Genomic DNA, 15,511 nt, shown 5'->3' on the forward strand with positions numbered 1-15,511 from the left:
CAATGACGTTCACTCCACATGGCAAGCATCTGATCGCCGGAGAATGGGTTGGCTCGGACGACACATTCCGGAACGAACCCGCCCAGGGTCCGGCCGATCGCTTCTCAATGGGAACGGTTGAACTCGTGGATCGCGCCGCGCGGGCGGCCGAGGATGCCTTCTGGTCCTATGGTTACGGCACGCGGGCAGATCGCGCCGCTTTTCTGAACGCCATCGCAGATGAAATCGAGGCACGGGCTGCCGACATCACCGAGATCGGCTGCCGCGAGACCGGCCTTCCCGAGGCTCGCCTGAACGGCGAACGTGGCCGTACGACCGGGCAATTGCGGCTGTTTGCCAAGACGATCCTCGATGGCGACTATCTGGACCGGCGGCATGACGCGGCGCTGCCGGATCGCCAGCCGCTGCCGCGCCCCGAACTGCGCCTGATGCAGCGCCCGGTCGGGCCTGTGGCGGTCTTCGGCGCCTCGAACTTTCCGCTGGCCTTTTCGGTTGCGGGCGGCGACACGGCCTCGGCGCTGGCAGCCGGCTGTCCGGTCGTGGTCAAGGGCCATTCCGCCCATCCCGGCACCAGCGAGATCGTGGCCGAGGCCGTCCTGGCTGCCATCCGGTCCTGTGGCATCCATCCCGGCGTATTCTCTCTGGTTCAGGGCGGCAAGCGCGAGGTGGGCTCGGCGCTGGTCCAGCATCCGCTGATCAAGGCGGTCGGCTTCACCGGCAGTCTCGGCGGGGGCAGGGCGCTGTTCGATCTTTGCGCTCAGCGGCCCGAGCCGATCCCTTTCTTCGGCGAGCTTGGCTCGATCAACCCGATGTTCGTGCTGCCCGAGGCGCTGAAGGCGCGCGGTGTCGAGATCGGCAAGGGCTGGGCCGTGTCGATGACCGGCAGTGCCGGCCAGCTTTGCACCAATCCCGGCATCGCCGTCGTCCCCGAGGGGGCCGAGGGTGACGCCCTCGTCGCCGCCACCGCCGAGGCGCTGGCCGCTGTCGCGCCGCAGGTGATGCTGACTGCGGGCATGGCGGATGCCTATCGCGCCGGCAAGGCGCGGCTGGATGCCAGCAACTCGGTGCGCCCGGTCCATGTCACCGACAGCACGGGTCGCGCGGTGGGGCCGAACCTTTACGAGGTTTCCTCCTCCGCCTTCCTGTCGGACCATGGCTTGGCGGAAGAGGTGTTCGGCCCGCTGAGCCTGGTCGTGCGCGTGCCTTCGGCCGAGGCGATGCCTGAACTGGCGCAAGGCTTCGCAGGCCAGTTGACCGCCACCCTGCACATGGATGCGGGCGATGCCGCCCTGGCCCTGCGCCTGATGCCGGTGCTGGAACGCAAGGCGGGCCGGATGCTGGTGAACGGTTATCCCACAGGTGTCGAGGTCTGCGACGCCATGGTCCATGGCGGTCCCTATCCCGCCTCGACGAATTTCGGGGCGACCTCGGTCGGCACCATGGCGATCCGCCGCTTCTTGCGTCCGGTCTGCTATCAGAACCTGCCTGTGGAATTGCTGCCTGCCGACCTTGGCTAGCAGGATATGGGCGGGCGCAATGCGCTCGCCCATGGCGATCAATACGGGCTGTCCGGGAAATAGAACTCCTCGGCATTGTCCTTGGTGATCAGCGGGCTGTCCAGGACATAGCGGCCGCGGATGGGCGATTGCGTGGCATAGCGCATTGCGGTGACCTCGATGGCCGGGGCAATCAGAGTCGGCGGATAGAAGATATTGGCGTCGATCAGCTTGTCACCGTCCATGATCATCTTGATCACCCGGTTCATGCCCGAACCGCCCAGCAGCACCATGCCTTCCTCGCGCCCGGCCTGCTCGATGGCTGCGCGGGCGCCTAGCGCCGCGTCGTCGTCGCCGGCCCAGACACCGTCGATCTCGGGGAAGCGCGTCAGGTAGTCCTGCATGACCTCGAAGGCCTTGTCGGGGTTCCAGTTGGCGTATTGCATGTCGAGGATCTCGATTCCCGAACCCTCCAGCGTCTTCTGGAAGGCTTCGATGCGGATATTGTCGATGGCGGTCGGGATGCCGCGCATCACCACGATCTTGCCGCCCTCCGGGAATTTCGACTTGAAATACTCGGCTGCAACCACCCCGTATTGCGGGTTGTTGCCGCCGACATAAAGGTCTTCGACGCCTTCCTCGGACAGGCCGCGGTCGACGGCGGTGATGAAGATGCCCCGATCCTTGGCGGCCTTGACCGGCTCTGTCAGCGGGTCGCTCTCCATCGGCAGGATCACCAGCGCGTCGATCTGCTGGGCGATCAGGTCCTCGACGTTGTTGACCTGCGTCTGCACGTCGCCCGCAGTGGTCAACACGAATTCCAGCTGCGGGAAGGCCGCTTCCATCGCCTTGATGGTGCGTTCGGTATGGAAGTTCAGGCCGCCGGTCCAGCCATGCGTGGCGGCGGGGATGGCGATGCCGATCTTGGCGGTCTTTTCCTGGCCGGTGGCGGGCAGGGCGCTGGACAGGGCAAGTCCGGCGGCGCCGGCAGCCAGTATCAGGCGGCGTGTCAGTTTCATGGTCTTTTCTCCTCCTTGGATTATCGGGATGTGCTGCGGCGTTGCAGGAAGACGGCGATCACGATGATTGCGCCCTGGAATGCGCCGTTCAGATGCGGGCTGACAAAGCTGGTCAGGTTCAGGATATTGGCGACGAGGCCGAGGATCAGGACGCCGGCGACAGTGCCCCAGACCCGGCCATAACCACCCGAAAGAGCAGTTCCACCGATGATGACTGCGGCGATGGCCTCGAGTTCCCAGAGCATCCCCGTTGAAGGCGTCACGGCGCCTAGGCGGGGGATATAGATCAGTGTCGCCAGTCCCACGCAGAGCCCCTGCAGCGCGTAGGTCGCCATCCGCATCCGGTCCACGCGGATGGCGGAATGGCGGGCGACCTCGGCATTCGAGCCGATGGCTGTGACATGGCGGCCAAAGCGCAGCCGGGTCATGGCGATCTCGCCCAGGATGGCCAGCGCCGCGAAGATCAGCACCGGCACCGGGATACCCAGGACCGTGCCGTAATAAAGCGGCCGCCCCACGCCCCGCAGCGCGAAATCGAGCGAGATCGAACCGCCATCCGACATCCAGGTGATTAGCGAACGCATGATCCCCATGGTGCCCAGCGTGACGATAAAGGCGTCGATGCGGCCCCACACCACCAGTCCGCCATTGACCAGCCCGGCGGCGCCGCTGAAGGTAAAAGCCAGAAGCAGGCCAAGGATCAGCGCGCCGACGGCGCCCGTCATGGGCAGCAGCCCGTTCATGCACAGGATCGACAGCCCCGCTACCAGCGCCGCCATGGCGCCGACCGACAGGTCCAGTCCGCGCGCGGTGATGACGAAGGTCGCGCCGATGGCGATGATGCCGATGACCGAGGACCGCGTCAGCACGTTCAGCAGGTTCTCGGAAGTCAGGAAGGTCGGGCTGAGCAGGCTGCCCGCCAGGAACAGCAGCACCAGCGCCAGAAGCGGGCCCGTCCGGCCCAGGAAGTTGCGGATCATGTCGAAGCGTCCTGTGTCTGAAGGCCAAGCGCGAGGTCGAGGATCTCGCGTTCGGTGGGGCAGTTGCCGTCGGGCGACGCGGCCGCGGTCCAGCACCAGGATCCGGTGCGCGAGACCGATCAGCTCCTGCAATTCGGACGAGATCACGATCACCGCCTTGCCCTGCGCGGCAAGCCCTGCGATCACCTGGTAGATCTGGCTTTTCGCGCCGATATCGACACCGCGCGTTGGCTCGTCCAGGATCACCACGTCGGGGTCGGGCGCCAGCGTCTTGGCGATCAGCACCTTCTGCTGGTTGCCGCCCGACAGCTGGCCGACCGCGATCCTGGGCGAGGCGGCGCGGATGGAATAGCGTGCCTGGGCCTCGGCATAGCGGCGTGCGTCGCCGGCCCGGTCGATGACCGCGCCCCCGTCAGCGCGCCGAAGGTCAGGCTGGTGTTCAACTCCAGGTTCTCGGCCAGCAGCAGGCCCCGCGCCTTGCGGTCCTCGGTCAGGTAGGCGATGCCCAGCCGCCATGCCTCGACCGCGCCGGGCAGGGGATGTTCGGTCCCGCGCAGGACGAGGCGTCGCACCGTCGCGGGACGCAGGCCGACCAGCCCCTCAACCATCTCAGTCCTGCCCGCGCCGACCAAGCCGGCGATGCCCAGGATCTCGCCTGGCGCGACCTCGAAGGATGCGTCCTGCACCGGCGGGCCGAAGTCGCGCGGCACCGCCAAGCCCTCGACTGCCAAGATCGGCGGGACCGTGGGCCGGGGGCGCAGCGGCGGGAACAGATCCTCCATCTCGCGCCCGATCATGGCCGAGGCAATGTCGTGTTCGGACAGCCCGGCAGCGGGCCGGTCCAGCGTGATCGCCCCGTCGCGCAAGACCGCCACCCGGTCCGAGATCGCCCGCACCTCGTCCAGCCGATGCGAGGTGAAGATGACCGAGCCGCCTTCCGCCGCAAAGGCGCGGATACGGGCGAACAGCGCCTCGGCTTCGCGCGCGCCCAGGACGGCGGTCGGCTCGTCCATCAGCAGAAGTCGCGGGCGCGCGGCGAAGGCCTTGGCCAGTTCGACGATCTGCCAGCTCGATACCGGCAGACCGGCCATGCTGGCGCGCGGGTCGATGTCCGAATTCAGCAGCCGCAGCGCGTCGCGGGCGGCGGCGCGCATGGCGGCATAGTCGATCAGGCCCATCCGGGTCGGCTCGCGCCCCAGCAGGATATTCTCGGCTATGCTGAGGTCCGGGATCAGGGCGAATTCCTGATGCACCAGGACAATTCCGGCGGCCTCGGCCCCTTACGGGTCGGCCGGCACCGATTGGCCCTGCCAGCGCACCTCGCCTTCGCCAAGACGCAGATAGCCCGCGATGATCTTCATCAGCGTCGATTTTCCGGCGCCATTCTCTCCGACCAGGGCGAGCACTTCGCCCGCGCCGAGCGTCAGCTTGATGCCTTTCAACACCCTGTTCGGGCCATAGGCATGTGCAATTCCATCCAGCCGAAGCGGGTTCGGCTGCTGATTCTGCTGCATGTGAAATCCTCCACCGCAACAGAAACACCGATTAATGAAATATTGCAATAGTTGTTGCGATCAGGGTCGATCCGCGCTTTCTATTGCCGCAGAGGGCAGGGAATCACTTCGAGGAGGAAGTCGATGTCAAAGAATGCCAACTTCGCGGGGGCCTTCCTCGCCATGGGCCAGAAGCTGCGCCTTGGGGTCGTGGGCGGCGGCGCGGGTGCGTTCATCGGACAGGTCCATGCGCGCGGCGCGCGGCTGTCGGATCGCTGGCAGATCGTCGCCGGGGCGCTGTCCTCGCGCCCCGAGGTCGCGCTGGCATCAGGCCGCGACTGGGGGCTCGATCCAGATCGCAGCTATACTGACTGGCGCGAGATGGCGCGGGCCGAGGCGGCGCGGCCGGACGGCATCGACGCTGCGGCGATCACCGTCCCGAACCATCTGCATTTCCCGGTCGCCATGGCCTTCATGGATGCGGGCATCGACGTGATCTGCGACAAGCCGCTGGTCAATACGCTGGACGAGGCGCGGGCGCTGATCGACAGGCAGCGCGAAACCGGGGTGATCTTCGGCGTGACCTATTCCTTCGCAGCCCATGCGATGGTGCGGCAGGCCCGGCAGATGGTGCGCGAGGGTGCCATCGGCAAGGTTACGCAGATCCATGTCGAGTATTTCCAGGAAATGGCGCTGCTGCCCGCCGATGCCGCCTGGTCCGGCACGCCCTGGCGGCAGGATCCCGCCAAGGTGGGGGGTGCCGCGACTACGGCGGACATCGGCACTCATGCCCATCATCTGGCCGAGTTCGTATCGGATCTGCGCATGACCGATCTGCGGGCCGAGTTTCACCGGCTGGGGGCCGACCAGCCCCTGGAGGACACCGCCTTCATGACCTGCCGTTTCCAAGGCGGCGTGCCCGGCACGCTGCTGATCTCGCAGGCGGCGGCGGGGGCAAGCTGCGGGCTGCGCATCCGCATCTCGGGGACCGAGGGCACGCTGGAATGGGATCAGGAGAACCCGGAATACCTGCATCACCGCCCCTTCAATGCACCGCATATCCGCATTTCGCGCGGCCATGGCGCGGGCGTGCTGTCGGATGCCGCGCGCTTCGTCCACATGCCGCGCGGCCATCCCGAAGCGCTCTCGGACGCTTGGGGCAATCTCTACGAGGAATTCGCCATCGCCATCGAGGCCCGCCGCGAAGGGCGCGATCTGCCGGACGGGCTGCTGGCCTATCCGGGGCTGGAGGAGGGCGCTGCGGGCGTTGCCTTTATCCAGGCCGCGATCCGCTCGAATGCCGAAGGCGGGGCGTGGGTATCCTGCGCCTTCGACGCCTGACGGAAGAATACGAGGAGGAGAAACCACATGAAACGACTGATGATCACCACCGCTTTCGCGATGACGGCATTCGGTGCGCAGGCGCAGGAAATCGGCGTCGCGATGGCGCAATTCGACAACAATTTCCTGACCATCCTGCGCCAGGGCATCGAAGAGGCGGGCCGCGCCGAGGGCGTCACCTTGCAATTCGAGGATGCGCAAAACGATGTGCCCCGGCAGTTGAGCCAGATCCAGAATTTCATCTCGTCCGGGGTCGACGCGATCATCGTGGTCGCGGTGGATTCCGATGCGATCACCCAGATGGACAAGATGGCGAACGATGCCGGCATTCCCATCGTGAATATCAACCGCGAACCGCCGAATGTAGAGAGCCTTGGGCCGCTGGAAGCCTTCGTCGGCTCGCGTGAGGTCGATGCGGGCACGATCCAGGCCACCGAGGCTTGCCGCCTCGTCAAGGCAAAGAACGGCGACGACGAGGCGAAGGGCGTCATCCTGGCGGGCGACCTGTTCATCCAGGCCGGCCGCGTGCGGAACGAGACGGTGCAGGACTACGTCAAGACGCCCGACTGCGATTTCGTGAAGATCGAGGACATGCAGGTCGCCGACTGGTCGCGCAGCAAGGCCTCGGATCTGGTCTCGAATTGGCTGACCGCCGGGCTGACGCCGAATGTGATCTTTGCCAACAACGACGAAATGGCCATCGGTGCTGCGCAGGCACTGAAGGCCGCAATGGTCGACCCCGAGGATGTCGTCGTGGCCGGCATCGACGCGACGCCGGACGCGCTGATGGCGCTGAAGGCTGGCGACATCGATCTGACCGTATTCCAGGACGCGGCGGGGCAGGGGCGCAAGGGGCTTGAGGTCGCCGCCGCCATGGCGCGGGGTGAGGAACTGGCAGAGCGCACTGTCTATATCCCGTTCGAACTCGTGACCCCCGAGAATGTCGATGACTATCTGGCGCGCTGAAACCGGCCATCTCGCCATGCGGAGGGATTGCAGATGAGCCTGGCCGTTGGCGTGATCGGCGCCGGTGTCATGGGTGGGTTTCACGCCCGTCTTTTCGCTGAGGAGATTTCGGGGGCGCGGCTGGTTGCGGTTTCCGACCCTGACCCGGCGCGGGCAGGTGGACTGCCCCCACCGAGTGGTCCGGGTTGATTGTTAGTGCATCGTCGGCCGCTGGTCTATTGGGATGACGGCTTCCGGTGCGGGTGGGCGGTATCCCAGGGAGCTGTGCGGCCTGACAGTGTTGTAGTGGCGGCGCCATCGCTCGATGAGGATCTGGGCCTCCCTGAGCGAATAGAAGACTTCTGCATCCAGGAGTTCGTCGCGGAATCGAGCGTTGAATCTCTCGCAATACCCGTTCTCCCAGGGTGAACCCGGCTCGATGAACGCGGTCTTGGCACCAACTGCGCCGATCCAGCCCTGCACCTTCTTGGCAATGAATTCCGCGCCATTGTCGGACCTTATGAACGCAGGCGGGCCACGCAAGATGAACAGATCCGTCAGGGCGTCGATTACGTCGGTGGAATTGAGCCTGCGGTTTACACGGATCACCAGCGCCTCCTTCGTGAATTCGTCGATGATATTGAGCGTCCGAAACAGCCGTCCGTCATGTGTCCGGTCCTGAACGAAATCATAGGACCAGACGTGGTTCGGGTGCTCCGGCCGGAGACGGACGCAGGACCCGTCGTTCAACCAGAGCCGACCCTTCTTTGCCTGCTTTTGCGGGACCTTCAGCCCTTCACGCCGCCATATCCGTTCCACGCGTTTATGATTTACATGCCAACCGGCGTTGTTCAGCAATCCGGTGATCATCCGATAGCCATATCGCCCGTAGGTGCGAGCGAGCGTGATGATGTCTTCCGTCAGCCGTTCTTCGTCCGGGGCGCCGCAAGGAACCTTGCGTTGCGTCGAGCGGTGCTGCCCGAGGATGCGGCAGGCGCGGCGCTCGGATATGCCGAGCGCCTGCCGCACATGGTCAATGCACTGGCGACGGCGCGAAGGGCTTAGAAGTTTCCCCGTGCAGCCTCGCTCAGGATCATCTTGTCCAAGGTCAGATCTGACACCGCGCGCCGCAACCGCTGGTTCTCCGCCTCAAGCTCCTTGAGACGCTTCAGCTGATCCCGGTTCATGCCGCCATACTGCTTGCGCCAGCGATAATACGTCGGCTCGGTCACGCCGATCTGCCGCACCGCGTCGGAAATTGCCATTCCCTGTCCATGAAGCACTTCAATCTGTCGAAGCTTCAGAACGATGTCTTCCGGTTTGTCTCGCTTGCCTGCCATCTGATGGTCCTCCTGAACAGGATATTTCTATCCCAGTGGGTGGACCACTTCAGTGGGGGCACTCCAGGTCTTCTGGCGACTGGCTATTGCCAGCACTTGGTCGAGCATCTGCCAGCAGGCGGAGGGCCGCTGGCGCCTCTCATGTAAAGATGCATGAGAGAGCGTTTATTGCTGTATTACGTATCTGCAATTTTTATTGCAATCATGTTGCAGAAGGGCTATGGTCAATGTCGAGGCAGGGAATCCCTGCCTCTCGAAGGCCAGGGGGAAGATGCGTGGCGCGCATCGCTCGCGGCTCTGGGACATGGCGGGAGGTCGTCATCAAGTCGGAATGGATACGGCGGAACAGCGGTTCTGCCAATGGCTTGATATTGCCTTGTCGCATCAGGTTTTGGCTTCGTTCGACGCGAGAAGATCGGACGGAGATAACAGGAGGAGGAAAGACCCACATGATCAAGAAACTCGCGACGGCCACCGCATTCTGTGCGCTGATGGCGGGGGCCGCCCAAGCCGAGAAGATCGGCGTGGCCATGTCGCTGTTCGACGACAACTACCTGACCGTGCTGCGTCAGAACATCCAGCGCCATGCCGGCGAATTGGGTGTCGAGGTCCAGATGGAGGATGCGCAGGGCGACATCGCGCGCCAGCAGTCCCAGATCGAGAACTTTGTCGCGTCAGGCGTCGATGGCATCATTACAATGCTGGTCGATGCGGATTCAGGCCGGGCCATGTCCAAGATCGCCGAGCAGGCCGGCGTGCCGCTGGTCTTCGTCAACATGCTGCCCGCCAATATGGATGAATTTCCCGAAAAACAGGCCTGGGTCGGCTCGGATGAGGAGCAGGCCGGCGAGCTTCAGGCGACCCAGATGTGCAAGCTGATGGGCGGCGAGGGCGATGCCGTCATCCTGATGGGCCAGCTCGGCACCACCGGGCAGCGCGGGCGCACCGCGGCGGTCGAGCGGGTGCTGCAGTCGGATGCCTGCAAGGGCATCAAGGTGCTGGATTCGCAATCCGCGAACTGGATGCGAACCCCGGCGCTGGACCTGATGACCAACTGGCTGACCTCGGGGATGCAGCCCCACGCCGTGTTCTCGAACAACGACGAGATGGCGCTTGGTGCGGTTCAGGCGCTCAAGGCATCGGGGATCTCGATGGACGATGTGATCGTCGGCGGCGTCGATGCCACGCAGGACGCCCTGGCGGCACTGGAGGCGGGGGATCTGGACGTCACCGTCTATCAGTCCGCCAAGGGCCAGGGCGAGGGTGCGCTGGACACCGTCCTGAAGATCGCCCGCGGCGAGGAGTTCGAGCCGCGCGTAGCCGTTCCCTTTGAGCTGGTCACGCCCGAGAACGTCGCAGAATACAAGACGCAGAACTGATCCGGGCGGGCATTCGGTCACGCACCGGATGCCCGGACCTCAATCCGGGGGCCGCGTCCCCTGACAGTCTTTCGGGGGGAAGATGGTTTCGAATACCACACTGGAGGCGATCGAACGCTACAAGGAAAAGAGCCTGCCCTATATCCTAGAAATCGAGGGTATTCGGAAGGAGTTTCCCGGCGTGGTGGCGCTGGACAATGTGCAGTTCCGGCTACGCCCGGGCTCGGTTCACGCGCTGATGGGCGAGAATGGCGCAGGCAAGTCCACGCTGATGAAGATCATCGCCGGAATCTATACGCCTGACCGCGGCACCATCCGCCTGCGCGGCGAGGAGGTCGTCCTGGCCAGCCCGCTCGATGCGCTGGAACAGGGCATCGCGATGATCCATCAGGAACTGGCGCTGATGGACTGGATGACGGTCGCCGAAAACATCTGGATCCGGCGCGAGCCGAAAAATGCGCTCGGCCTGATCGACCACCGCAAGCTGACCGAGATGACCCGGGAGCTGTTCGCGCAGCTTCGGCTCAAAATCGATCCGACCGCGCAGATCAGCACCCTGACCGTCGCGCAGCGGCAGATGGTCGAGATCGCCAAGGCGGTCAGCCATCGTTCCCAGGTGCTGATCATGGACGAACCGACTTCTGCGATCACCGAAACCGAGGTCGACCACCTGTTCGAGATCATCCGCGACCTGAAGGCGCGCGGCGTGGCCATCGTCTACATCACCCACAAGATGAACGAGCTGTTCGAGATCGCCGACGAGTTTTCGGTTTTCCGCGACGGCAAGTATGTCGGCACCCATGCCAGCACCGACGTGACCCGCGACGACATCATCCGCATGATGGTCGGCCGTGAGATCACCGAGATGTTCCCTAAGGAAGAGGCGGAAATCGGGGACGTGATCCTGTCGGTCGAGAACCTCTCGCTGCCGGGCACCTTCCACGGAATCACCTTCGATTTGCGCCGCGGCGAGATCCTCGGGCTGGCCGGCCTGGTGGGCTCGGGCCGCTCGAACGTGGCAGAGGCGCTCTTCGGGGTGACGCCGGCCACGGAGGGCAAGATCCGCATTGCGGGCCGCGATGTCACCATCGCTTCGCCTGCCGACGCCATGCGCGAGGGAATGGCGCTGCTGACCGAGGACCGCAAGGCGACCGGCTGCTTCCTGCCGCTGACGATCCTCGAGAACATGCAAATCGCCGCCTTGCACGAGGGCCATGTCAAGCTTGGCTGTGTCGATGAGCGGGGGATGACCAATCTCTGCCTCGAGATGAAGGACAAGCTGCGGATCAAGACTCCGAACCTCGATGAGCGGATCGAGAACTTGTCGGGAGGCAATCAGCAGAAGGTTCTGATCGCGCGCTGGCTTCTGACCAAGCCGAAGATCCTGATCCTGGACGAGCCGACCCGCGGCATCGACGTCGGCGCCAAGGCCGAGATCCACCGGCTGATTTCGGGCCTCGCGCAGCAGGGGGTCGCGGTCATCATGATCTCGTCCGAACTGCCCGAGGTTCTGGGCATGTCCGACCGGATCATGGTCATGCACGAGGGCCATATGACCGGGATCCTGGACCGGGCCGAGGCCGATCAGGTGAAAATCATGGAACTTGCGGCCCGCTGAGGCCTGTGCGGCGCTCGGCGCCCGAGGAGGAATTTATCATGGACAATGTGCAGATCGAACCCGTCAAGCGACAGCGCCGAGGGCTGCCGCAGGAGCTGAACATCCTGCTGGTTCTGGTCGCCGTCGCGCTGGTCTTCGAGATCCTGGGCTGGATCTTCCAAGGCCAGAGCTTCCTGATGAACACCCGTCGCCTGACGATCATGATCCTGCAGGTTTCGGTCGTGGGCATCATCGCCATCGGCGTCACGCAGGTCATCATCACCGGCGGCATCGACCTGTCGTCCGGTTCGGTCGTGGCCATGACGGCGATGATAACCATGAGCGTGGCGCAGTCGGGCGATTACGCGCGGGCCATGTATCCGGCGCTGACGGACCTGCCGGTCATCGTGCCGCTGGCCGTCGGGCTTGGGCTTGGGCTGATCGCAGGCATGATCAACGGCGCGCTGATCGCGCTGACCGGAATTCCTCCCTTTATCGCCACGCTGGGCATGATGGTGACGGCGCGCGGCATCGCCAAATGGTATACCAAGGGCCAGCCGATCAGCTTCCCCACCGACGGTTTCGCGGCGATCGGATCGGGCGCCTGGCCGGTCTTCATCTTCCTGGCGGTGGCGCTGATCTTCCATATCGCCCTGCGCTATACCCGCTATGGCAAGTTCACCTATGCCATCGGCGCCAACCCGCAGGCGGCGCGCGTCTCGGGCATCAACGTGCAGCGCCACCTGATCAAGGTCTATGCCATCGCCGGGCTGCTGGCGGGACTGGCCGGCATCGTCACTGCCGCCCGCGCGGAAACGGCTCAGGCCGGCATGGGCATGATGTATGAGCTGGACGCCATCGCCGCGGCCGTGATCGGGGGCACCTCGCTCAGCGGCGGGCGAGGGCGGATCTTCGGCACGGTGATCGGCACGCTGATCCTGGGGCTGATGATGTCGGGCTTCACCTTCCTGCGGGTCGATGCCTTCTACCAGGAGATCGTCAAGGGCGTCATCATCGTCGCCGCTGTCGTGGCCGATACCTTCCGCCAGAACGCCCGCAGCAAGAAAGCCTGACCTTCCCCCAGGCTTTGGGCCCGGAGCGCCTCGCTCCGGGCCTTTTTCATGGATACCGCCATGCATTGGACCATCTTCGCATCGCCGACCGAACTGGCCGTGACCGCGCTGGCCGTCGTCCTGGTCGGTCTTTCCAAAGGCGGCCTCGGCGGCATGAGCCTGCTCGGCGTGCCGCTCATGGCCCTGGTCATGCCCCCGGTCACGGCGGCGGCGATCCTGCTGCCGGTGCTGGTGGTGATGGATGTGGTCAGCGTGGCAAGCTGGTGGGCTTGGGTCGATTGGCAGATCATGCGTCGGATCATGCCCGGAGCGGTCGCGGGCATCGGGATCGGCTGGGCCAGCGCCGAACTGGTCTCGGACTCGGCGGTTCGCCTGGTTGTGGGACTGGTTTCGCTGGCCTTCGTGGCACGTGCGCTTGTCGGAACGGGGCAGGGCGCCGCACTTGCCGGCGCGCGTCCGGCCGCCGCCCGCTTCTGGGGCGGGCTGGCCGGCTATACCAGCTTCGTCGCCCATGCCGGAGCGCCACCCCTTCAGATCTACATGATGCCGCTGCGGCTGGATCCGAAGCTCTTCACCGGCACCACGGTGATGTTCTTTGCCGTGACCAATGCGCTGAAGCTGATCCCCTATGCGGCACTGGGGGAGTTCGGCTCCGATAACCTGGCCCGCGCCGCAGCCATGCTGCCGCTGGCGGTAGGGGCGACCTGGCTCGGGGGCTGGGTGGTTCGCCATATGCGCGCCAGCATCTTCTATCCCTTCACCTATGCCTCGGTGGCGCTGGTCGGGGTCAAGCTGGTCTGGGACGGGTTGGCCGGGCTCTAGGTTCCGGTCACGGTCGGGATGCGCGGATCCTCGTCATTGTGCTGCACGCGGGCGGCTACGGCCACGACCAGCGCCTGCGCCAGGCACATCGGCGCGGCCAGCGAGCGCGAGAAGGTGTAATCGTGCTCGGGCACCGGGAACAGCACCCGCGCCCACCGCGCCAGGGGCGACAGCGTGCTGTCCGAGATGGCGATGATGTCGATGCCTTTCTGCCCCGCTTCCTCGACCACGTTCACCACCTCGTTGGCATAGAAGCGAAACGAGACCGCCAGCAAAACGTCGGTCTTGCGAATGGTGCGGCCGATATGCGTGGCCAGCCCGCCGCCGGGGTCCAAGAGCACGCAGCGCTTGCCCAGCATGGTCAGCACATAGCGCAGAAGCTCCACCACCGGCGACGAGCGCAGCTGGCCGATCAGATAGATGATGTCCGCACGGTCCAGCAGGTCGGCGGCCAGCGCCAGATCCTTGGGGTTCACCTCGTCCAGCAATTGCTGGAGCGAGGCGATGTCGCGCACCACCAGATCGCGCAGGAAGCCGATCTCGGTCGGGTCGCCCGCGCCCTTCAGCTCGGTTTCCAGCGCCTTGACGCGGGCCTCGAAACCCGGTGCGGCGGTAGCCAGGCGCTTCTGGAACAGCGCCTGCAATTCCTTGAAGCCCTTGTAGCCCAGGGATTGTGCGAAGCGCACGAAGCTCGAGGCGTGGATGCCGCACCGCTCGGCGATGGCGTTCACCGAATGGACGGCAACCTCGTTGGGATTCTGGGTCAGGTAGACGGCGATGCGCTGATAGGTCTTGCTCATCTGATCGTGGCGATCATGGATGATGCGGATCAGCTCTTCGTAATCCTGCGGTGGGTGGCTTGTTGGCATGGCGTTCCTCTGCCGCCAAGTCTGCAATATTTATTGCAGGGTGCCAACCCCTCTTTCTTCCTATTCCACCTCGACGAGCAGGTCCTTTGCGTCGACGGCCTGTCCTGGGGTGACGTGCAGCGCCTTGACCGTGCCGGCGCGGTCGGCGTGCAGGCCGGTTTCCATCTTCATCGCCTCGATGGTCAAGAGCATGTCGCCCACATTGACCTTTTGCCCGACCGCGACCGCGACCGAGGCGACGACGCCGGGCATCGGCGCGCCGACATGGCCCTCGTTCGCGGGGTCGGCCTTGGGACGGGCGGCGGTCTGCGCCTTGACCAGACGGTTCGGCACCCGGATCACCCGCGGCTGGCCGTTCAGCTCGAAGAACACCTTGACCTCGCCGGTCTCGTCGGTCTCGCCGATGGCCTGCAGGCGGATCTCCAGCGTCTTGCCGGGGTCGATCTCGGCCGCGATCTCCTCGCCCGGCTCCATGCCGTAGAAGAAGGTCCGCGTCGGCAGCGTCCGCACCGGGCCATACATCCGGTGCCGGCCCATGTAGTCCAAAAACACCTTGGGATACATCAGATAGCCGTTCAGGTCCTCGTCATCGACCGCCTTGCCTTCCAGAAGCGCCTCGACCTCGGCCCGGGTCGCCTCCAGGTCCACCGGCGGCATGCTGGCGCCGGGGCGGGTGGTCAGCGGGGCCTCGCCCTTCAGCACCTTCTTCTGCAAGGCCGCGGGCCAGCCCCCGGGCGGCTGGCCCAGGTTGCCCTTCATCATGTCGACGACCGAGTCGGGGAAGGCGACCTCGACCGAGGGATCCTCGACCTGCTGGCGCGACAGACCCTGCGCCACCATCATCAGCGCCATATCGCCCACCACCTTGGAACTGGGCGTGACCTTGACGATGTCGCCGAACATCCGGTTCGCATCGGCATAGGCCTGGGCGACCTCGTGCCAGCGTTCCTCCAGCCCCAGCGAACGCGCCTGCGCCTTGAGATTGGTGAACTGGCCCCCCGGCATCTCGTGCAGCCAGACCTCGGAGGCCGGGGCCTGCAAGCCGCTTTCGAAGGCGGCATATTGCTCGCGCACCGCCTCCCAGTAGTTCGAGATCTCGCGGATGGCGCGGATGTCGAGCCCGGTGTCGCGCTCGGTGTGGCGCAGCGCCTCGACCA

The 15,511-nt window shown here is 65.0% G+C and carries 12 protein-coding genes and 2 pseudogenes; 7 read left to right on the top strand and 7 right to left on the bottom strand.

The window, feature by feature from the left end; genetic code table 11:
• Window positions 1-2: 2 nt before the first annotated feature.
• Window positions 3-1,517 carry an aldehyde dehydrogenase (NADP(+)) gene (locus ASV56_RS15935; RefSeq protein WP_062562972.1) on the top strand — a complete coding sequence of 505 codons (1,515 nt, stop codon included), beginning with the start codon at window positions 3-5 and terminating at the stop codon, window positions 1,515-1,517.
• A 38-nt stretch (window positions 1,518-1,555) separates the two neighbouring features.
• On the opposite strand, the gene ASV56_RS15940 is transcribed toward ASV56_RS15935, so the two are convergent.
• The 4 genes and pseudogenes from ASV56_RS15940 to ASV56_RS24555 all read right to left on the bottom strand — a co-directional run.
• Window positions 1,556-2,515, bottom strand: a complete 960-nt coding sequence (locus ASV56_RS15940; RefSeq protein ID WP_062562973.1) for a substrate-binding domain-containing protein — start codon at window positions 2,513-2,515, stop codon at window positions 1,556-1,558.
• Between the two features lie 20 nt (window positions 2,516-2,535).
• Window positions 2,536-3,495, bottom strand: a complete 960-nt coding sequence (locus ASV56_RS15945; RefSeq protein WP_062562974.1) for an ABC transporter permease — start codon at window positions 3,493-3,495, stop codon at window positions 2,536-2,538.
• Between the two features lie 285 nt (window positions 3,496-3,780).
• A pseudogene (locus tag ASV56_RS24550) lies at window positions 3,781-4,011 on the bottom strand (hypothetical protein); the annotation flags it as partial.
• Window positions 4,012-4,502: 491 nt separating this feature from the next.
• Window positions 4,503-5,009, bottom strand: a pseudogene (locus tag ASV56_RS24555) (ATP-binding cassette domain-containing protein); the annotation flags it as partial.
• Between the two features lie 123 nt (window positions 5,010-5,132).
• Here ASV56_RS24555 and ASV56_RS15955 point away from each other — a divergent pair.
• Together ASV56_RS15955 and ASV56_RS15960 are read left to right on the top strand one after the other, a co-directional pair.
• Window positions 5,133-6,329 (top strand): Gfo/Idh/MocA family protein, encoded by a 1,197-nt coding sequence (locus ASV56_RS15955; protein WP_062562975.1) that lies wholly within the window; start codon window positions 5,133-5,135, stop codon window positions 6,327-6,329.
• Between the two features lie 27 nt (window positions 6,330-6,356).
• The gene (locus ASV56_RS15960) at window positions 6,357-7,295 is read left to right on the top strand and encodes a sugar ABC transporter substrate-binding protein (RefSeq protein WP_062562976.1); all 939 of its coding nucleotides are present in this window, start codon (window positions 6,357-6,359) and stop codon (window positions 7,293-7,295) included.
• 192 nt (window positions 7,296-7,487) lie between these two features.
• Here ASV56_RS15960 and ASV56_RS15965 read toward each other — a convergent pair.
• Window positions 7,488-8,614 (bottom strand): IS3 family transposase gene (locus ASV56_RS15965; RefSeq protein WP_156429061.1). Its coding sequence is split into 2 segments (ribosomal slippage): window positions 7,488-8,350 and window positions 8,350-8,614, totalling 1,128 coding nucleotides; the frame shifts between segments, so codons are not numbered across the junction.
• A gap of 449 nt (window positions 8,615-9,063) precedes the next feature.
• On the opposite strand from ASV56_RS15965, the gene ASV56_RS15975 reads away from it, so the two are divergent.
• From ASV56_RS15975 to ASV56_RS15990, 4 genes are all read left to right on the top strand, one after another.
• Complete coding sequence (locus tag ASV56_RS15975) at window positions 9,064-9,993, top strand: sugar ABC transporter substrate-binding protein (RefSeq protein ID WP_156429206.1); 930 nt, start codon at window positions 9,064-9,066, stop codon at window positions 9,991-9,993.
• Between the two features lie 82 nt (window positions 9,994-10,075).
• On the top strand, window positions 10,076-11,611 hold the full coding sequence (locus tag ASV56_RS15980) for a sugar ABC transporter ATP-binding protein (protein ID WP_062562977.1): 1,536 nt from the start codon (window positions 10,076-10,078) through the stop codon (window positions 11,609-11,611).
• Window positions 11,612-11,649: 38 nt separating this feature from the next.
• Complete coding sequence (locus ASV56_RS15985; RefSeq protein ID WP_062563351.1) at window positions 11,650-12,663, top strand: ABC transporter permease; 1,014 nt, start codon at window positions 11,650-11,652, stop codon at window positions 12,661-12,663.
• Window positions 12,664-12,723: 60 nt separating this feature from the next.
• A complete protein-coding gene (locus ASV56_RS15990) occupies window positions 12,724-13,485 on the top strand; it encodes a sulfite exporter TauE/SafE family protein (RefSeq protein WP_062563352.1) in 762 nt (253 codons plus the stop codon).
• Here the strand turns inward: ASV56_RS15990 and ASV56_RS15995 are convergent.
• Window positions 13,482-14,354, bottom strand: a complete 873-nt coding sequence (locus tag ASV56_RS15995; protein ID WP_028710651.1) for a MurR/RpiR family transcriptional regulator — start codon at window positions 14,352-14,354, stop codon at window positions 13,482-13,484. The genes ASV56_RS15990 and ASV56_RS15995 overlap by 4 nt on opposite strands.
• A gap of 60 nt (window positions 14,355-14,414) precedes the next feature.
• On the bottom strand, window positions 14,415-15,511 hold a 1,097-nt coding region (locus tag ASV56_RS16000), incomplete at its 5' end, for a biotin/lipoyl-containing protein (protein WP_156429236.1).

This window comes from Paracoccus aminovorans (genome assembly GCF_001546115.1).
Lineage (GTDB): Bacteria > Pseudomonadota > Alphaproteobacteria > Rhodobacterales > Rhodobacteraceae > Paracoccus > Paracoccus aminovorans_B.